Origin of the sequence: Azonexus sp., assembly GCF_030824335.1 — a bacterium.
In the GTDB taxonomy this organism is placed as follows: Bacteria; Pseudomonadota; Gammaproteobacteria; order Burkholderiales; family Rhodocyclaceae; genus Azonexus.
The window spans coordinates 19,413-38,664 of record NZ_JAVBXX010000030.1; the positions used below are offsets into that span (position 1 = coordinate 19,413).

13 protein-coding genes and 1 pseudogene are annotated in these 19,252 nt (G+C 58.0%); 6 read left to right on the forward strand and 8 right to left on the reverse strand.

Features of this window, described 5'->3' with window-relative positions:
- The first annotated feature begins 33 nt into the window (after positions 1-33).
- Entirely contained in the window at positions 34-606 is a 573-nt protein-coding gene (locus RCI20_RS15040; protein ID WP_306606895.1) for a nitrogen fixation protein NifQ, read from the forward strand.
- Positions 585-1,553, forward strand: a complete 969-nt coding sequence (draG, locus tag RCI20_RS15045; protein WP_306606896.1) for an ADP-ribosyl-[dinitrogen reductase] hydrolase — start codon at positions 585-587, stop codon at positions 1,551-1,553. Before RCI20_RS15040 ends, draG begins: the two co-directional genes overlap by 22 nt.
- Here draG and RCI20_RS15050 read toward each other — a convergent pair.
- The 6 genes from RCI20_RS15050 to RCI20_RS15075 form a co-directional block, all read right to left on the reverse strand.
- The gene (locus RCI20_RS15050; RefSeq protein WP_306606899.1) at positions 1,543-4,356 is read right to left on the reverse strand and encodes an EAL domain-containing protein; all 2,814 of its coding nucleotides are present in this window, start codon (positions 4,354-4,356) and stop codon (positions 1,543-1,545) included. The two genes, draG and RCI20_RS15050, sit on opposite strands and share 11 nt — an antisense overlap.
- Before the next feature lie 5 nt (positions 4,357-4,361).
- Positions 4,362-5,234: a PhnD/SsuA/transferrin family substrate-binding protein gene (locus RCI20_RS15055; protein ID WP_306606901.1), complete on the reverse strand. Its 873-nt coding sequence runs from the start codon at positions 5,232-5,234 to the stop codon at positions 4,362-4,364.
- 79 nt (positions 5,235-5,313) lie between these two features.
- On the reverse strand, positions 5,314-5,700 hold the full coding sequence (locus RCI20_RS15060) for a bacteriohemerythrin (protein ID WP_306606903.1): 387 nt from the start codon (positions 5,698-5,700) through the stop codon (positions 5,314-5,316).
- Complete coding sequence (locus RCI20_RS15065) at positions 5,700-6,257, reverse strand: hypothetical protein (RefSeq protein ID WP_306606905.1); 558 nt, start codon at positions 6,255-6,257, stop codon at positions 5,700-5,702. Before RCI20_RS15065 ends, RCI20_RS15060 begins: the two co-directional genes overlap by 1 nt.
- A 26-nt stretch (positions 6,258-6,283) precedes the next feature.
- Positions 6,284-7,120 (reverse strand): SIR2 family protein, encoded by an 837-nt coding sequence (locus tag RCI20_RS15070; protein WP_306606906.1) that lies wholly within the window; start codon positions 7,118-7,120, stop codon positions 6,284-6,286.
- A gap of 161 nt (positions 7,121-7,281) precedes the next feature.
- Positions 7,282-10,542 (reverse strand): MASE3 domain-containing protein, encoded by a 3,261-nt coding sequence (locus RCI20_RS15075; protein ID WP_306606908.1) that lies wholly within the window; start codon positions 10,540-10,542, stop codon positions 7,282-7,284.
- A gap of 290 nt (positions 10,543-10,832) precedes the next feature.
- On the opposite strand from RCI20_RS15075, the gene RCI20_RS15080 reads away from it, so the two are divergent.
- From RCI20_RS15080 to RCI20_RS15090, 3 genes are read left to right on the forward strand one after another with little or no spacing between them, the layout of a single operon-like run.
- Positions 10,833-11,966 carry a two-component system response regulator gene (locus RCI20_RS15080; RefSeq protein WP_306606910.1) on the forward strand — a complete coding sequence of 378 codons (1,134 nt, stop codon included), beginning with the start codon at positions 10,833-10,835 and terminating at the stop codon, positions 11,964-11,966.
- A gap of 18 nt (positions 11,967-11,984) precedes the next feature.
- The gene (locus RCI20_RS15085) at positions 11,985-12,623 is read left to right on the forward strand and encodes a histidine phosphatase family protein (RefSeq protein WP_306606912.1); all 639 of its coding nucleotides are present in this window, start codon (positions 11,985-11,987) and stop codon (positions 12,621-12,623) included.
- Between the two features lie 8 nt (positions 12,624-12,631).
- Positions 12,632-16,534 carry a response regulator gene (locus tag RCI20_RS15090; protein WP_306606914.1) on the forward strand — a complete coding sequence of 1,301 codons (3,903 nt, stop codon included), beginning with the start codon at positions 12,632-12,634 and terminating at the stop codon, positions 16,532-16,534.
- A gap of 12 nt (positions 16,535-16,546) precedes the next feature.
- On the opposite strand, the gene RCI20_RS15095 is transcribed toward RCI20_RS15090, so the two are convergent.
- Positions 16,547-17,395, reverse strand: coding sequence for a LysR family transcriptional regulator (locus RCI20_RS15095; protein WP_306606916.1), 849 nt, complete (start codon positions 17,393-17,395; stop codon positions 16,547-16,549).
- A 95-nt stretch (positions 17,396-17,490) separates the two neighbouring features.
- Here RCI20_RS15095 and RCI20_RS15100 point away from each other — a divergent pair, with 95 nt between their 5' ends.
- Positions 17,491-18,708 carry a YbfB/YjiJ family MFS transporter gene (locus RCI20_RS15100; RefSeq protein ID WP_306606918.1) on the forward strand — a complete coding sequence of 406 codons (1,218 nt, stop codon included), beginning with the start codon at positions 17,491-17,493 and terminating at the stop codon, positions 18,706-18,708.
- On the opposite strand, the pseudogene RCI20_RS15105 reads toward RCI20_RS15100, so the two are convergent.
- Positions 18,701-19,252: pseudogene (locus tag RCI20_RS15105) on the reverse strand (hypothetical protein); the annotation flags it as partial. The gene RCI20_RS15100 and the pseudogene RCI20_RS15105 overlap by 8 nt on opposite strands.

A 19,252-nucleotide genomic window follows, 5' to 3' on the forward strand; every position in this document is an offset into this window, starting at 1 on the left:
TCCGATCCCGTCATCGGAAAAAAGGAAACGGCCATGAACGGTCCGGATCGTCTGCCCCTGCGGGCTACTCTGTTTGCCGAACTGCTGGCCGCGCCGGCAGTCGGGACAGCGGCATGCGATCCGAACCGGCCGTTACTGGCCAGCCTGTTTGCCGGACAGGCGACAGGCGCCGGTTGCCTGCCTTGGCATCTCGGCCTGGGTGCCGCACGCTGCGCGCAGGTCATGAGTACTTACTTTCCCGGCCAGGTGCTTGAACCGGCCGGCACACCTGCGGTCGACCTGCCGGAATTCGAGGAATTGCAGCGTCTGCTGCTCGATCACCGGGCCGGAACCAGCGATTCCGAATTGTGGATGGCCGACATCCTGTGCACTGCCTGCATCGGCATGGATCACCTGTGGCAGGATCTGGGCTTCACCGGACGCGACGAGCTGAGCCGGCTGATGAACATCAATTTCCCCCCCCTGGCGCGCGCCAATACCGGTGATATGAAATGGAAGAAATTCCTCTATCGCCAGTTCTGCTCACGCGAGGGCATCTATGTCTGCCCTGCCCCGTCCTGCGGGGTTTGCAAGGATTACAGCAAATGTTTTGGTCCGGAGAACTGATTGCCCGTTCCGCTCCCGTGCGTCGCCGTTACACGCCGGAACGCCTGCCCTTGGCCGAACATGCTGTAGCCGCCTATGTCGGGCTGGCGATTGGCGATGCGCTGGGCGCCACCGTCGAGTTCATGACGCCAAACGAAATCCGGGTCCAGTACAAGGTTCACGAAGACATTACCGGGGGCGGCTGGCTGCGTCTCAAAGCCGGCCAGGTCACCGACGACACGACGATGTCGCTGGCCCTTGGCGAAGCCATTCTGAAGAAAGGGCGAGTCGACGCCCATGCCGCAGCCGAGGCATTCGATGCCTGGATGCGCGCCAAGCCGGTGGACATCGGCAATACCGTACGGCGCAACCTGGTGACCTGGCGCAAATCCGGCAATCCGGAAGCTGAGTTATCGCAACACGATGCCGGCAACGGCGCCGCCATGCGCCTGCTGCCGGTAGCGCTGGCCTGCTACGGTCAACCGCCGGAAAGCACCATTTTGGCCAGCCGGGCCCAAGCCCATGTCACGCATCACAACACCTTGTCCGACGCTGCCTGCGAAACGCTGATCTTCATGGTGCAGGATTTTCTCGCCGGTCGGGATGCCATCGAAGTCGAACGCGAACGCGCTGGCCAACTGGTGGAAAAATTTCCGGTTTTTGCCTGGGATCGCAAACGCAGCGAAAACCCGAGCGGCTACATCGTCGATACCATTCAGGCAGTCTTTCAGTCGCTGTTTGCCACCGAATGTTTTGAAGATTGCCTGATCGACGTGGTCAATCGCGGCGGCGATGCCGACACCACCGGCGCCATCGCCGGCATGCTGGCCGGCGCCCGCTACGGGCTGCAAAGCATCCCCCGACGCTGGCTGCGCGGGCTGGATGAACTGACCCGAGTGCGCTGCGAAAAGCAGGCGGAAGCATTGATTGCGCTATCCGGCGCAATCCAGGAAAGCCTCAATCGTTAGTCGACGGCAGGACTGTCCTGGCCACCGCGTTCCACTGCAAGACCGGCTGGCGCAAGCACTCGCTCATTTTTCCGGCTGGCACGGGCCGGCCGAACAGGTAGCCCTGCAGGATATCGCATGCATGATCAACCCCCAGATACTCCGCTTGGGCAATCGTCTCGACTCCTTCGGCGATCACTTCGAGTCCCAAGCGATGCGCCAGTGCCACGGTCGCCGCACTGATTGCGGCATCGTTGGCATCGGTCTCGATATCGCGAACAAAGCTGCGATCAAGCTTCAGTATCTGGATCGGCAAGTTCTTCAAGTAAGCCAGGGATGAGTAACCGGTACCAAAATCATCAATTGCCAAGTAGACCCCAAGCGCCCGTAAACGCTGCATCTGGCCAATCGCCGCCTCGGGGTCCTCCATGGCCACTGACTCGGTGATTTCAAGCTCCAGATCAGCCGCCAGCAGACCATGCTGACGAATCGATTTGGCCACCAGATCGACCAATGCGGGGGAACGTAGCTGGTGAGCCGACAGGTTGATCGCCATGCGGATATCGCCAATTCCCTGTGCCTGCCACTCGGCCAGTTGGCGACACGCCGTATCGAGCACCCAGGCACCGATTTCCTCGATTTGCCCAGACTCCTCGGCGACCGGGATGAAGCGGTCGGGCGGCACCATGCCGCGTACCGGGTGATGCCAGCGTAACAAAGCCTCGACGCCCCGAATACGCAAGCCCTGTACGGCAACCTGCGGCTGATAGAACAACTCCAGTTGGCCGGCCGCCAGTGCGCCGCGCAATTCATTTTCCAGAGCCATCCGCTCGCTGGCGATCGCGGTCAACTCGGCAGTAAAGAAGCGCACATTCTTGCGTCCCTTCTCCTTGGCCGAGTACATCGCCGTGTCGGCATTGCGCAGCAATTCGGCAACGCTGTCGCCGTCCTCCGGACAGACTGCAACACCGATACTCGGGCTGGAATGTAGTGGATGACCGGCAATCTGGTAGGTTTTGCTCAGTCGGCGCAATATCTTGTGCGCAATCGGCATTGCTTCGTGCACTGACTCCAGCGTATTCAGCACCACGACAAACTCATCGCCCCCCAAACGGGCAACGATATCGCTCGCCCGCACACAGCGCTCCAGGCGTCGCGCTACCTCGATCAGCAACTGGTCGCCAATGGCGTGGCCCAGCGTATCGTTGATATTCTTGAAACGATCCATGTCGATGAACAGCACGGCAAGGTGCCGATTGTCACGGCGCGCACTCAACAGAACCTGCTCAAGGCGGCTTTCCAGGCTGTAACGATTGAGCAGACCAGTCAATCCATCGTGGTGTGCCAGACGCTCAATACGCGCTTCTGAAGCTTTGCGCTCACTGATATCGGAGAAACAGGCAATATAATTACTTACCGTTCCGCTGGCATCCCGTATCGTGGAAATGGATGCCCATTTCGGATAGATGCTGCCATTCTTCCGTCTGTCCCAAAACTCTCCCTGCCAATGGCCAGACGCTTTGAGCGTAGCCCACATGGCGGCATAGACTTCAGGCTGGGTTTTACCCGAAGCCAGCAAACCGGGGTTACACCCAATGACATCTTCCGGCGAATAGCCAGTCAGTTCGACAAAAGCCGGGTTGACCTCAATGATCCGGTTGGCGCAATCGGTAACCAGGATGGCTTCGCCACTGTGGCGGAATACGTTGGCGTAAAGACTGAGACCGGCTTCGGCCGCCTCCCTGCGTTTGATGTCCGCCGCCTGCTCCATCTGCTTGACGCGCAATTTGAAAAACAGCGCCACAACGACCAGACAAAGAAAAATTGCCAGCATGGCCTGACGCAGTAAATTGTCGCGTACGACCCGCAGAGCATCGGTCTGAGCAAAACGGACCACGTAGGCAACCAATTTATCATCCAGGCCACGGACCGGCAGGAAACTGACCAGATAGTCCAGACCATCGTGCTTCAACGGGATAACCAGCGACTCACCGGCACTCATCTGGCGCTGGACAACGCGATTTTCCCGCAATGCAGGTTCGAGTGCCCGAACCACGGCAGATTGGACGAAATCCCGCGTCACTTTTGAAATCGCCGGATTTTCCTGGGCAAACTCAGGATGAATCGCCGATTCGATAAACCTGTCACGACTATCTGCATCCACCGACGCCAGTACCGAATCGAGCTTGAACAACAAGCCGAACTCCCCTGCCTTGAGCAAATGCAGCAATCTGTCCTGGATGACATCGAAGGTCAGCGCGAATTCGACACTACCCAAATGTCGCCCGTCGCGCACGACCGGGAAAACGTAGCGAAAACCCGGCATGCTGCGGCCGATTTCCAGCCCGAATGCCGGCCGTTTTTCCTGGTTCGCAATACGTACGGATGGCCGATACTGGAACAGGGCATCGCCAGCACTCTGCGGCTTGTGGAAGCGCAACAATACGCGGTCATCTGCCAGATGGAACATCAACTGGTGCAGTCCGAGTTGTTGCAATTCGTCGTACACCGGTTTCATCAGACGAAACAGGCGCCCTCGGATCAAAGGTAAATCCTGCGCCTCGGCCAGCAGCGCTTTTTCCATCAAGTCCGTGACTTCTGGACGCATGATCTGCAAGCGAAAACGGGTTTCCACATCAAGACGATAGACTTCAATCGTCGCCTGATACGCCACGTCAAGGGCCTGTGTGTGCTGCTCAGCCACCAGTGTTTGCTGGCTGCGATATTGATCGAGAAAAAAACTCGCCACCAGTAGCAGGCCCAGCAACATGCCAGCCATTTCCGGTAAATGAAAGCGCCGCAGTCTGGCCAGTTTATCCCGCATCACGCTCAGTCCTTCTTGCCTTGAGGAATCTCGGCAGGATCGCCAAAAGCCCGCAGACTGTCGAAATCCGTCTCGGAGGCCATGCTCATACCGTGCCGGATGCTGCCCCCCCACTGCCCGTAGATTTTCTGCGGCGTCGCCAGCAAGGCACGACGCAAATCCTTGAGCGTGGCTGCATCGAGCCGTCGCTGACTGGCGAACAGGCCTGTTGCCGGCAGCCAGTCGGAATAAACCAGGGTCTGCAGGCCAAGTGGCGCAAACTTGGCGGCAAATTCATCCTTCACGCTACCGATCTCCGCTTCGCCCGAAATGACGGCCAAGGCTACCGCTTCATGCGACCCCAGGTAACGATATTGCATGTCCTTCAACGAAATGCCGACTTCGTGCCGCAGCATCGCGTTGGCGCCAAGATAGCCGCAGGTCGACAACGGCTGGGTGAGTGCAATGCGCTTGCCTCGCACGCTGGCTAACTGTGCTGCGTCGCCCGCAAAGGCCACCAGGGCACAGCGATAGCGTGCCTGACCATTGGCTTCGCGAAAGAACACCAGCGGCTCAACCGCTGCCCCACGCTGGCGCAATGTGACATAAGGCAAGGGACCGAGGTAGGCAAAATCCAGTTCGCCACTTTCCAGCGCGGCGGCGATCTCGCTGTTTTTAGCGTAATAGACCAACTCGACCGGCTGTTGCAAATGCTTCTGCAAATGGACAACCAGTGGATAGAAAGCCTTGACGGTGCTTTCCCGACTTTCCATCGGCAACGGCGCGAAGCGCAGCGGCTCGGCAGCCTGCACGCCTGACAGACAAGACAACAGCACCAGCGCAAGCAGCGGGTGCAATGTCCTTAAGCAAGACAGGAACGGGTGATATTTGAAAAGCATGATGGATTATAGCCACAGCTTGCCGCTACGCCAGTAGTCAGCAAGCCAGGCAACAGCCCGCCAAGGCCGGATATTGCGGTCAACCGCCTGTACCAGCCTTTTTCAGACAACCGGCCAGTGCGGCATCCATCGTCGCCAGGTGGGTCGCAAACCAGGCCGGCAGATTCTGGGCATAGTTGCGCGCCATATTCAGCCGTCCGGCGGCAACGCCGCGCCCGAAATGGGCCAGCTCGCCAAGTACGCGCAAATGTTCGCTGTTGTGTTCGCCGATAGCTGGAAAACGGCATTGCTTCATCAGCTTTCCTTCGTGCTCGAAATGCCGCCGGGTATGTTCCTGCAGGCTGGCAAAGAGCACCGGGAACTCGTCATCCGAGGCCTGCAGCAGGGCATCGGCCATGTCGACGAATTCCCGGTGGGTGGCATCCATATCCGCCACCCCGAGCGCAAATTGCTCATCCCAGGGCATCAAATGGCGCCGTGGTTTTCACGCTTGTTGGCGTTGGTCTTGGTCAGTGCCACGTCAAGGGCCTCTTCGGCGTACTTGAACTTGTTGCCGACCAAAGCCTTGTACAGCGTCAACACTTTGTCGGCGGCGCTCATGCCCTTGAAGTCACCCTTGTCGAGCGCCACGATGTCGCTCAGCTCGTTCCAGACCATGCCCTGGACCATCGGGATGAAGACCAGCGAAGCGCCGTTGAGCGTGGAAATGAAAGGATTGTCGATGTTGACCGTAAACAACACGACGATGGTGCCCGGCTTGATGTCCGGACCATATTTTTCCAGCAGGGCCGGCGCATACTGCAACTCGTCGATCGAACCGGAGAGCAGCTTCAGCTCATCGCCGGCGGTGAGCAGGATGGCCTGCTTCATGACTTCGACCGGCGGCTTGCGGCGGCCCTGGGCATCGGCGACTTCGCCTTCCTTGAGCACCAGCTCGCCGCGATAGGCGACCCAACCCGCATCGCTGGCGGCTTCCTTGAAGTTGGAATTGAAAAACAAAGACTCGTAACGATCCATCAACATGGTTTTATCTCCCTATAAAAAATCGGTCAGGCAGCGACGGCTGCCCCAATGAATTCGAAGACATCGGCTTCAATGATTTCCAGCCCGATGCGTTTGCAGAAGCGGCGCTCCTTGGCCGTCGGTTCGGCGATGAATACCCAGCCAGCCGGCGTCGCTGCGGCGTAGATCATGTCGGCCATCACCATGCGTTCGGTATCGCGGTTCAGGCGCATGCCCATCAGCAGATATTGCTTGTCCTTGCGCAGGGTTTTGACCTCGGGCGGGATCGAAAAACCGCCCATCAACTCGGTGATGAAATCAACGTAATCGGCGTCCGAGGCGATGTAGTTGGCTTCCGGCTTCGGCGTGCCCATCGGCTTGAAGAGAATGGGCAGGGCCGGGTTGATCTGCTGGCTCTTCTGGTAGGTCTGGCCATCCCAGAAATACAGCTTGTAGCGAAAATCGGTGCCGCCAATGCGCGCCACGCCGACAATCAGGTTATGCGGCACGCCGGCGTAGGAGTCCTGCAACTGGGTATCGCGGTTGATATCGATGACGTAAGGCGGGGAAATCTGCTGCAACCAGTCGTGGACCGCAGCACGCGTCCATTGCGTGTCGCCATAGGTGGCATTGAGGAACTTGGTGACCGCACTACGCCCGCGCTTGAGTTCGATATTCATTGCAGCGCGCGGGAATTCGTACATCAGCTTGGGGGCCATCGGCTTGCCGCCGTTCATCGCGATGATCAGCGAGTCGCTGTCAGCCGGAATCGGCGCACCGGTTGCCACGTTTTTCACATCGGCCAGCACACCGGCGCCGAGGTAGGGAACGATGCTGCCATCCTTGAGACCAGAGAGCAGTTTTTCGCGCAGTTCGGGGTTCATTGTTTTGCTCTTGAATTGGGGTGAACCCCTATTCAGCAAAATCCAGGCCTGGCAAAAACCACGTAAAGACGGGGACTGCAGCCGACAGACAAGGAGGAATTGTCGGCTTTACGACAGCGCATCGCTGCATTGCAAAGCACCGGGCCGGCGCCCGGGTTGCCTCAATCGTTCGTGTTATCCGAGCGCAAAGCGGCCAGCAAGGTCGTGTACAGCACCTCCAACGGCACCGGTTTGGAAATAAAGTCGTTCATGCCAGCCTCAAGGCAGCGCTGCCTGTCCTCGAGAAAAGCATTGGCCGTCATGGCCAGGATCGGTGTCCGGAAATGCCGGGGCAACAGGCGAGTCTGGCGTGTTGCGGTCAACCCATCCATATTGGGCATTTGCATATCCATCAAGATGAGCCGGTAATCATGATGCGCCGCCATTTCCACAGCCTGCACACCATCCTCTGCCTGATCGACGACAAATCCGACATCCTCAAGCATCATGCGCGTGATTTCCCGATTGATCGGTTCGTCCTCTGCAACCAATACAAGAAGCCCCGGATAATCGCGCTTCAGGATGACTTCCGGCGATTCGCTTCCCTGAGGCAGGCGCGATAGTTCGCTCACCCCGTGCTTGGCCAGCCGTGCCGTAAACCAGAAAGTACTCCCGACACCCGGAGTACTCTCGGCCCCGGCATCGCCCCCCATCATGCGAGCAATTTTCCGGGTAATCGCCAAACCCAGGCCGGTCCCCCCGTATTTGCGCGCAATCGAGCTGTCGGCCTGCTCAAAACTATTGAACAAACGCGACAAGGCTTCCGCGGCGATACCGATCCCGGTATCCGATACAGCAAAGCGCAACAACGCACTATCGTCATTCTCTTCAAGCACCTCGACACGCAAACTCACACTGCCCTCGGCCGTGAACTTGATCGCATTGCTCAGGTAGTTGAGCAAGGCCTGGCGCAATCGGGTGGCATCGCCCACCAGGTTCCCCGGCAAAGGCTGCACCAGACTAAGCAGCTTGAGTTTCTTTTCTTGCGCCCGCTCTTCCATCATGGCGAACAGATCAGCTGCCATATCCGTGACCCGAACCGGGGTTTCCTCCAGCGCCAGTTTGCCCGACTCAATTTTGGAAAGGTCGAGAATGGCATTGATGATCCCAAGCAGATGCTCGCCGGCCGCCATGATCTTGTCGAGTTTGTCGCAGACCTCCGGTTCAGTGGCGCGTCGCCTGAGCAAGCCGCCAAGGCCAAGAATGGCATTCATGGGGGTGCGAATCTCGTGGCTCATGCTGGCGAGGAAGGTGCTCTTGGCCACAGCCGCCGACTCCGCGGCCTCCTTCGCCCGCTGCAATTCCATTTCCGTCAGCTTGCGCACCGTCAAATCAATATGCGTCCCGACCGCGCGCACCGGGTGACCATCGGCATCCCGCCGGGCCACTTTGCCGCGACTGAGTATCCATTTGTAGCTACCATCTTTGCAACGCAGGCGGAACTCGATTTCATAGTGACCATCCTGCTCAAGACGCAACAAGAGCGTATCGAGAATGGACTCCCTGTCATCGGAATGCAACAGGTCGGTAAAACAAGCATGCACCTTGTTCCCCAGTTCATCGGGGGCATAACCCAGCATTTGGCTGTAAGCCGGATTGGTGACACAGGTTCCAGCCTCAATGTCCCAGTCCCAAATACCGTCACGGGTTGCTTCGAGCGCGAAACCATAACGCTCTTCATTGATCTTGATCAGCGCCAGCGCATCCGCCAGCGCCTTGGTACGCTCACTGACCAAGGCCTGCAGGTGCGCCCGATGCAGATTTAGCTCGATTTCCGCCTCTTTTTTATCGCTGATGTCGATACAAAACCCGATGTACCCGAGAAACTCGCCCCGACTGTCATAGCGCGGACAACCATCGTCGCGAATCCAGCGATAGTCACCGCTGGCATGACGTATCCGGTATTCCATGCTGAACGTCTGGTGTTGCTCGAACGCACTGAGATAAGTCTCCCGGCAGGCTGCCAGATCATCGGGATGGACGCTCTCGGTCCAGCCATCAGCAGCTTCCTGTTGCAGGGTTCGTCCGGTAAAACGCAGCCAGGGTTCGTTGAAGTAATTGCGCGGCTTGTCGATACCGGATGTCCAGATCAGCGTCGAACCACCATTGGCCAGCGTCCGATAATGCTGCTCGCTTTCACGCAAGGCCAACTCGGACTCATGGCGCCGGGTCACATCGTGGGCAATCCCAAGAATACCGATCAGACTGCGGTCACTGGCATAAATCGGAATCTTGCTGGTTTCAAGCAAACCATTGCGACCATCCGCCGCGTAGGTAATCCATTCTTCGTTTTGCACACTGCCTTTGGCCAGCAGCGTGGCCAGATCTTTCTCGCGAAAAAAATCGGCTTGTTCGCGCGAGACAAAATCGTAATCCGTCTTGCCCACAATGGCCGATTCCGGCGCACCGAAAAACCGCTCGAATGCCGGATTGCAACGCAAATAAACCCCCTCGGCACTTTTCAGCCAGACCAGATCGGGGATGCTGTGAATCAGTACGTCGAGTTGGCTACGCTCCCGGTCAAGCTGGAGATAGGGACTTTTGACCCCGTCGCGAAACAGCGCACGATAGATGATCAGATAAGCAATCGCCTTGTATATGTGACCGAGTACATTGAAGATATCCGTCACATCACCGTAGAGCGTGAAAAACATCTCGGCCAGCCCGAGTATCCACGCCGCCATGGCCAGGGCTTTCAGATTCTCATCACATTGCCTCAAGCCAGTCCGGTAAAGCGCCAGCGCCGCCATGGCATAGAGTCCAGCCAGCAGGTATTCCGCACCGATCTTGAACGAGGTCAAACCCTCCCCGACGATGAAGGTACGAGGCAACCAGTCCATTTCGGACAGTTCAATCCACCAGACAAGTCCCGTCAACACGACGGCGGCGATAACGATGCTGCGACAACGGAACGGAGACCAGTGGGTAACGGGACGCAGGGCCACCAGCAGCAAGACCGCAGCGGCGATATAACGCGCAGCCAGCCAGAAGTTGATGGCCTTCTCCGGGCTGCTGGGCGTAACGAAATCCGGCATGCCGGCATAGGACAGCATGTGCGCCACATCAATCAGCGCCACGGCCAGCAAGCCCGCACCAAGCAACATGCGATGACTGTTGTTGGCTTGCCAGCGCAAGCTCCAGGCAAGACCAAAAACCATGCACGACACGACGATGGACAACAACTCCAGCAGGGTATGCATGGGCAGGTAATCGTTCGGTGAAGCAAAAAACCGGGTCGCCGGCAAAGAAAAGCCAAACAGCAGCAGCAAGGTCAGGACAATGGTCAGCCAAGCACCGGGCGAAGCTTGACGTATCCCGACAAACCAGCACGAGGCGTCCGCCGGGGAAGAACACTGCTCAGAAAATGATGTTTGCTTGTTCATGCTGATCAATATAGTTGTTTTCCGAATCAGACTGACGCCACCGCCTTGCCACGCCAAAGACATACTACAGCCAAGCACGCACGTTTTTATCTCTTGATTGGAGAGCGATTGGACCACGACATTTTAAACCCTGCTATCAGCCAAGGTTTGCCCTGAGCGAGATAAGATGCAAACACAAACGTCATGGAAAAAACACTTTCTTTTCGTAGAGGCGAATCTTAGAATAATAAAATCGCAACAAATAAACAAAAACACAAAATACAACAAAACCTTAAGGGAGGTTAGTTGCCATGTCTGCGGATAGTCGTCCCACCATCCTTGTCGTCGACGACACCAAGGACAACCTGATCGTCATCGGTGGCATCCTCGAAGGGGAATTCCGTGTTCGCGTGGCCAACTCCGGCGAGCGAGCACTCAAGGTGGCAAGCAGCGAACCGCGCCCGGAATTGATTTTGCTCGACATCATGATGCCAGGCATGGATGGTTATCAGACGCTGGAAAAGCTGCGTGCCGCCCCGGCGACGCGGGATATTCCGGTGATCTTCGTCACCGCACTCGATGCCGATGAAGACGAAGCCGGCGGACTGCATCTCGGCGCAGTCGATTACGTGACCAAGCCCATCCGGCCAGCGATTTTGCTCGCCCGCGTGCGCACTCAGCTCGAACTCAAGGCGGCGCGCGACCTGCTGGCCAACCAGAACGAGATCCTCGAAGCCCGTGTCGCCCGGCGTACCCGTGAAGTCGAATTGATCAAGGACATCACCCTGCACGCGCTGGCGACGCTGGCGGAAAAACGCGACAACGAAACAGGCAATCATCTGGTACGCACACGCAGTTACATCGAACTGCTGATGGAAGACCTGAGCAGTCACCCCGAGTTCGCCGAACAACTGACGCCTGTGCGACGCCGCCTGATTGCCAAGGCTGCACCGCTGCATGACATCGGCAAGGTTGGCATTCCCGACCGTATCCTGCTCAAGCCCGGCCGACTGACGCCGGATGAGTTCGAAATCATGAAAACCCACGCCGAAACCGGGGCAATGGCTTTGACCGAAGCCATCGACCGGGTTCTTGCCGAGCGCAACCGCCTTGAAGTACAGGAAGAAGAGCGCTACTCACTGGCCTTCCTGGAAACCGCCCGCGAAATTGCCGGAGGGCACCATGAAAAATGGGATGGTTCCGGTTATCCACACCATCTGGCGGGCGATGCCATTCCGCTATCCGCTCGCTTGATGGCGCTGGCTGACGTGTTCGATGCCCTGATCTGCAAACGACACTACAAGGAAGCCTTTTCGCTGGAACAGACGCTGAACATTATCCGTGAGGGTCGCGGACGCCATTTTGATCCCCGCATCGTTGACGTCTTTCTCCTGCGCATCGACGATTTTGCAAACATCGCCCTGAAACACGCCGACCATCCCTGAGCCCAAGAAGGAAAAACCATGCGACGCCGCATCCTGCTCTCCATCATGTTTTGCCTTCTGCCGGCCAGTTTGTTCGCCCAGACCCCGGTTACTGCGGTCGACAGCCCTTTTGTCGAAAAAATGGCCACCCGAGAACAACTGGCACAGTTACGCCAGGGCGGCTTTGTGCTTTACATCCGTCACGGCAACACAGACAACAGCCGTCCCGACCAATTTCCCAAGGTCGATCTGAACGACTGCAATACCCAACGCCCGCTGAATGACGCTGGACGCCAGTTGATGCGCGAAGTCGGCAAGGAAATTCGGGCGGCCCGCATACCGGTCGGTGAATTACTGGTCAGCCCGATGTGCCGCACGCGCGAGTCGGCCAACCTGGCTTTCGGCGACAAATTCACCGTGACCGAATCGTTGATGTATTCGGCCAACATGACCAGCGAAGAAAAGAAACCCCGGCTGGCTGCCTTGAAAAAGATTCTTGGCGAGCCGGTAGCCGCCGGCACCAACCGTGTCCTGCTGGCCCACGCCCCCAATCTGGCTGACCTGATCGGCTTTTTCGTCAAACCGGAAGGCACAGTAGTGATTTTTGCCCAGCGCGGCCCGAACAACTATGAATACGTGGCCAGCATTCCACCGGCCTTGTGGTCAAAACTCAGGTAGCCCAAGCGATGCGCCGCCATACCCAGTTCCTGCTGATTTTTTTCCTGCCGGTGGTCATTGGGATTGGCACCGCCTTTCTGTTTGGCTTGCATCAATTCTCCGAGTTCGGCAAGCAGCATAGCCAGTTCGCCGCAACCCAGGCGACTGACCTGCAAATGAATGGCAGCGCCAGTGGGCTGGCCCACGACATGCTCGACCTGCAAGTCAAGCTGGCGCATTTGCTCAAACAAGCGCAGGCAGCGCAGATTGATGAAGCCACGGCATATCGCTTCCATAGCCAACTGATCGATACGCTAGCTGAGATGAATGCCAGATTCACGGTACTGCACACAGCAAATCCTTACCCGGAACTTGAAGCGGAGTTCCAGAAAGCACACGACACATTCCTCGAATATCGCCGCCTGACCAGCACCGCCACCGATATTGTCGCCATCGATCCGCGCTTGGCGGTGAATTACGTCGAAGCGGCAAATTTGAGTTATTTCGACTTTGCCATGCACATGTTCCACGTCAGACAGGGCATCCTGCAAGCAACCCAGCGACGGATGGACAAGGAAGAGCAATTGCTGCAGGTCGAGTTGCGTAACTCCGCATCGACCGCCTTCTTCAGTTTTTTGATCATGTCGCTGCTTTGGCTGGTCATTGTCAGGACTACGGCGCGCTATCTGTCCGACATTTCCGACAGCATCAATACCATTGCCGACAACAAGGCGCTGGAAGCCGGCCAGACGAGCCGACTGAAACAGGTCAAAGGTTTTTTCCTGAAAGACCTGGCCAGCACCGCCATGGCATTCGACGCAGCCAATCACGCACGCCGTGCTGCGGTCAACGAGCTACACCGTGAACAACAGCAGTTGACCCTGCTATTGCAAAGCATGCCTGACATGGTCTGGTTCAAGGATGGCGAAGGACGTTACCTGCGTTGCAATCCGCGCTTCGAAGCCTTCGCCGGGCGGCCTGCCGAGCAACTGATCGGGCACAACGACCTCGATATTTTTCCGCCAGAAGATGCCGCCAGCCATCGCGAACTGGATGCGCTGGCCATACGCAGCGAACAATTGATCAGCAACCGGGAATGGCGCACTTTTCATGATGGTCATCGCGAGCTGATCGAAACCCACAAGATTGCCGTACGCGACACAGACGGAAAATTATGCGGCGTCCTTGGCGTGGGGCGCGATGTCACGGCAGAACACAAATTACGCCAGCGCGAAGAAATTTTTTCCAGCATCGTCGGCCAGGCCGACAGCGGGACGATGCTGGTCAACAGCGAAACCTTGGCCTTTATCGAATTCAACGATGCCGCATGCCAACACCTTGGCTATAGCCGGGACGAATTCTCCCGACTGACCATTTTCGATATTCAGGCGGATCCGGCCGGTTATCAGGCCGCCGAGGCAAACCGGCAAAAAACGCTGACGCAAGGTGGTGCCAGCTTTGAAAAAACCTACCGCTGCAAGGATGGCTCCTTGCGTTATTTCTGGGTATCGGCCAAACCGCTGGAGTTGGGCGGACGGCGACAATTGGCCATCGTCTGGAACGATATTACAGAACGCAAACAGGTCGAAAAGGATCTCGAGAACTACCGCAACCACCTCGAAGAGCTGGTTGCCGAACGCACAGTCGAACTCGCGGCAGCGCGCGATGCAGCGCAAAAAGCCAGCCGTTCGAAGAGTTCTTTCCTGGCTAACATGAGTCACGAAATCCGCACGCCGATGAACGCCATCATCGGTCTGACGCACATGCTGCGGCGCGACTGCAGCGATCAACGGCAAAGCCAGCAACTCGACAAGGTTGCCGGCGCAGCGAACCACCTGCTCGGCATCATCAACGACATTCTCGACTTTTCAAAAATCGAGGCGGGCAAACTTTCGCTTGAACCCGTGGATTTCGATATCGACCATCTGGTGAGCAACACCTGCGCCTTGCTGGCAGAAAAAGTGCAGGAGAAAAACCTTGAACTGGTGGCCGATATTTCCAGCCTGCCACCCATACTGCACGGTGACAGTCTGCGTCTCGGCCAGGTGCTGCTCAATTTCCTGAGCAATGCGGTCAAATTCACCGAACAAGGTAGTGTCGTGTTGCGCGGCAGCATCATCGAAGATCGTCCGGACAGCATTCTGACCCGCATCGAGGTACAAGACAGCGGCATCGGCATGGACGACGAGCAACAAGGCCGGCTGTTTGCAGCGTTCGAACAGGCCGACGCATCGACAACACGGAAATATGGCGGCACCGGTCTCGGGCTGGCCATTTCCAAACGCCTGGCCGAGTTGATGGGCGGCCGCCTTGGCGTGCGGAGCACGCCGGGCAAAGGCAGCACTTTCTGGATCGAAATTCCACTGGGCAAAGTGACCGGCACAGCACGCCGCAGCACCGAATTGGTCTTGCCGGAGGGCAGCCGGGCGCTGGTGATCGATGACATTGAGGATGCCTGCAACTCACTGGCTTCGGCACTGCAGGAACTTGGTGCGCGGCCGGATAGCCAAGCTTCGGCCATTACAGCCCTGCACGCCGTTCAGGATGCCGAGCAAGCCGGCGATCCCTACCAATTGATCCTCGTTGACTGGCAAATGCCGGAAATGGATGGTTTTGCCTTTGGTCAGGCGTTGCGCCAACTGCCGCTAAAACACCGCCCAACCACTTTCCTGGTCAGCGGCACACTAGGCGCACCACGCGAAGCACTGGAAGAGAACGGCTTTGCCGGCTTCATCGCCAAACCGATGACCCCCTCGGCCCTGCTCGTTGCACTCGAACGCTTCCATGACCAGTTGGGCAGTGAAAGCGCCGCACCCCCCCGCTTGCCCAGCAGCACACACATGGATCGTGACACGCTGTGCCGGCGCCTGGCCGGACACCGCATCTTGCTGGCCGAAGACAATCCGCTGAATCAGGAAGTCGCCCTCGACATGCTGCATGACGTTGGCCTGTTAGTCGATATCGCCAATGATGGTCAGCAGGCCCTCGACATGGCCAGCGCCTGCGCCGACTACGAACTGATCCTGCTTGACGTGCAAATGCCGAAAATGGATGGATTGGAAGCCGCCCGGCAGATTCGCCAACTGCCTGCCTACCAGACAAAACCGATCATCGCCATGACGGCCAATGCCTTCGAGGAAGACCGCCAGACTGCACTGGCCGCCGGCATGGATGATCACCTGGCCAAACCGGTGGAACCGGATATTCTCTATGCGTGCCTGAGCCAGCGACTACCCGGTGCGCTAACGCCAAGCACAGAACAGAGGCCGCCAGTGAACGGGCCAGTCCCGGCGGCGGTGAGCGACAGCACGCTTGATGCGATTTTTGCCACGATCCCCGGGCTCAACCAAAAGAACGGATTGCGGTCCACCCTCGGCCAACCGGAAAAACTGCTGCATTTTCTCGAAAACTTTGCTGAAACCCACTGCCATCAAGGCGAAGTCCTGACATCTGCCATCCTGCGCAATGACACGCAACAAATCCGCCTGCTTGCCCACACCTTGAAAGGCACGGCAGCCACACTGGGGCTTGAGAAAATCGCCGCCAGCGCCCAGCGTATCGAACAAGCCTTGGATAGCCAGCACAGCACCGATGAACAAATAGCACGGGTCCGTGACTTTTCCCTTCATCTCAATGAATTCTGCAAGGTGATGCTCAGGCCCAAGACCAATATTTCGCCACGGGATATTCCTGACGCCGCAGGATTGGAAAAGCTGGCAGAAGAATTACACGTTTTACGCCAATTGATCAGCACTGACGACATTGCCGCAATCGAAGCCTACAACCACCTGAAACCGGACTTTGTCGCCATTGCCGGCCGCTCGGCCGAACGCTTGGGCACGGAAATCGAAGACTTTGCCTACGATGAAGCACTGGCCACGCTCGATGCCATCATTGCTGCCGATCCCAGATTGCACAACAACGAAGCGTAAATCGGGCAAAACCTACGGTTGACCGCTAACCAGTGCCTCAGCCAGCGTAGTCACCGCTGCCAGACGCGGCGATTCGCGCAGGGAAATCATGCCGGTGGGCACGTGGGCAATCTCAGGCGGCACGGTTTCTATCACCAGATCGTTGACGTGCAACGACTGTTCGACGACTCGTCGTGGCATCAGCGTCCAGCCCAGACCAACGGCCACGCAACCGAGGATGCCTTCCAGCGTACCGAACTCCATGGCGTCAGCCACCGGATGTCCCTGGCTACGCTGCCAGGCCTGCGCCCGTGCACGGTAAGCACAGCCTTCGCGAAACAGGATCAGCGCTTGCCGCAGTGGATTGCTGCCGACGGCATGAACCTGGACCAATTCCTCAACGATCAATTCTTCAAAAACCAGCGCTGGATGACTGACCGGCCCGGCAATGAAAGCGCAATCCAGTTTGTGATGAATCACCTTGTCGGCCAGCGCCGCACTGGTATCGGCAAAGACCCGCAACTCCATCCCCGGATGCAAGGCACGCACGGCTTTCAAGGCTTTCGGCAGATGTAGCGCAGCGAAGGTTTCCATCGCTCCGATGCGCAACTCGCCACTACTTTCACCCACCTGCCGGACCGCCGCCGCGGTCTGCCGTTCCAGCATCAGCATGCGTCGCGTGTAGTCGAGCAAGACGCGCCCCGAAGGCGCCAATTGAAGACCGCGCCCCTGGCGGAAAAACAGTTCGGTGCCGAGTTCTTCCTCCAGCTTGCGGATACGCCCGGTCACATTGGACTGCACCGTATTGAGCTTGCGCGATGCGGCCAGAATCCCCCCCTCTTCAACCACCGCTTGAAAAGTCTTGAGCGCCACCAGCTCCATATAATCTCCAAAACAGAATGATTCGTTCTTGATAAATCAATTGTTGAGATAGCTTAGCGCGTCTATTGTTCCAACACCAATAAAAAGGAAACAAGATGGACGACCAGAGAGAACGCCTGAAGGTACTGAGTGCGGGCATATTCAGCCTGTTGCTGGCGCTCGGCGTGGCCCGCTTTGCCTACACCCCGCTGCTGCCGCTGATGCAGCAGCAAGCCGGACTGGGCATTGCCGATGCCGGCTGGCTGGCGGCGATCAATTACGGCGGCTACCTGAGCGGTGCGGTGATCGCGTCACTGATCAGCGATCTCGTGCTCAAGGACCGGCTGTACCGGGTCGGCATGCTGCTGGCGATTGCCAGCACGCTGCTCATGGGGATGACCAACGATGTCACCATTTGGGCGCTGTCGCGCTTCGTCGCTGGCCTGAGCAGTGCTGCCGCCATGTTGCTCGGTACCGGGCTGATCCTCAACTGGCTGATTCGCCACCAGCATCGCAGCGAATTGGGCATCCACTTCGCCGGCATCGGACTCGGTATCGCCGGCTGCGCTGCCGCTGTCGAAATCATGCATCACTGGCTGGACTGGCGCGAGCAGTGGTTTGTCCTGACCGCAATCGGTTGTCTGCTGGCCATTCCCGCCTTGCGCTGGCTACCGGCACCGGATCGCAGCGGGCTGAACAAAAGCGGGCAAAAGATGGAGGACAACCCACCTTCCCCGCTGTTCATGCGCCTCTTCATGGCCGCCTATTTCTGTGCCGGCATCGGCTACGTCGTCAGCGCCACCTTCATCGTCGCCATCGTCGACCGACTACCCGGTCTGTCGGGTAACGGCACGCTGATTTTCCTGGTCCTCGGTGTATCAGCGGCACCGGCCTGCATCGTCTGGGATTTTGTCACCCGGCGGACCGGTGAACTCAATGCACTGATCCTGGCGGCCGTGCTGCAGATTGTCGGCATCTTGCTCCCGCTGAGCGGCAACCTGTTCGGGGCCATTGCCGGGGCCATGCTCTTTGGCAGCACCTTCATCGGCATGGTCAGCCTGGTCCTGACCATGGCCGGCCGCTACTACCCGACACGGCCAGCAAAAATGATGGGCAAGATGACGCTTTCCTACGGTGCGGCGCAAATCCTTGGCCCGGCCATCACCGGCTGGCTGGCCGCCGGAAAACAAGGCGATTACGCACTCGGCCTCTACCTGGCCGCTGGCGCCATGCTCATCGGCACCTTGCTGCTTTTTGTCCTCAAGATCGTACAAAAGCGTGATGCGCATACCGCCGCATCACGCTTTTCGGGGGCAGTAGACGCAGTTAGCTGAGCATCCAGTCCGCCACACCTATCATCGCCACCTGCGCTGGCGTTGCCGCCGTGAAGAAATCGGTGATGGCGTACTGCACGCCCGTCACCACCACCGGATGATCGGCTTTCACCTGGCCGAACATCGTATCGCCGAACTGCAGCAAGTCGATATCGCGGATCACGTTCTGCGCACCGCTGTAGCGATTCGACACGACAATCTGCTGCGCATCACTGTTGGCAATCTGCCAGTCACTGACATGGCCGAAGAAGACCGCCAGATCGGTGCCGACACCGCCATCCAGTACGTTGTTGCCGCTGCCGGACACCAGCACATCGTTACCGGCGCCGCCGTTGAGCAGGTCGTTGCCGCCCTCGCCCGACCAGCCGCTTTCCTTCAGCGTCCAGTCTTTGGCCAGTTTCTGCCGGCCTTGCGCATCGCTGATCGCTTGCGTGTTGTTGGTGTGGCGCGCCAGGTACAACAGCGCTTCGCCCCAACTGCCGCCCTGATTCAGATGTGTGACACCGGCCTGCACCAGTGCAGGATCGGCGGTGCCGCCCCAGAC

Coding starts and splice junctions, on each gene's coding strand:
- RCI20_RS15040 (WP_306606895.1), top strand. CDS start 34: ATGAACGGTCCGGATCGTCTGCCCCTGCGGGCTACTCTGTTTGCCGAA.
- draG (WP_306606896.1), top strand. CDS start 585: ATGTTTTGGTCCGGAGAACTGATTGCCCGTTCCGCTCCCGTGCGTCGC.
- RCI20_RS15050 (WP_306606899.1), bottom strand. CDS start 4,356: ATGCGGGATAAACTGGCCAGACTGCGGCGCTTTCATTTACCGGAAATG.
- RCI20_RS15055 (WP_306606901.1), bottom strand. CDS start 5,234: ATGCTTTTCAAATATCACCCGTTCCTGTCTTGCTTAAGGACATTGCAC.
- RCI20_RS15060 (WP_306606903.1), bottom strand. CDS start 5,700: ATGCCCTGGGATGAGCAATTTGCGCTCGGGGTGGCGGATATGGATGCC.
- RCI20_RS15065 (WP_306606905.1), bottom strand. CDS start 6,257: ATGTTGATGGATCGTTACGAGTCTTTGTTTTTCAATTCCAACTTCAAG.
- RCI20_RS15070 (WP_306606906.1), bottom strand. CDS start 7,120: ATGAACCCCGAACTGCGCGAAAAACTGCTCTCTGGTCTCAAGGATGGC.
- RCI20_RS15075 (WP_306606908.1), bottom strand. CDS start 10,542: ATGAACAAGCAAACATCATTTTCTGAGCAGTGTTCTTCCCCGGCGGAC.
- RCI20_RS15080 (WP_306606910.1), top strand. CDS start 10,833: ATGTCTGCGGATAGTCGTCCCACCATCCTTGTCGTCGACGACACCAAG.
- RCI20_RS15085 (WP_306606912.1), top strand. CDS start 11,985: ATGCGACGCCGCATCCTGCTCTCCATCATGTTTTGCCTTCTGCCGGCC.
- RCI20_RS15090 (WP_306606914.1), top strand. CDS start 12,632: ATGCGCCGCCATACCCAGTTCCTGCTGATTTTTTTCCTGCCGGTGGTC.
- RCI20_RS15095 (WP_306606916.1), bottom strand. CDS start 17,395: ATGGAGCTGGTGGCGCTCAAGACTTTTCAAGCGGTGGTTGAAGAGGGG.
- RCI20_RS15100 (WP_306606918.1), top strand. CDS start 17,491: ATGGACGACCAGAGAGAACGCCTGAAGGTACTGAGTGCGGGCATATTC.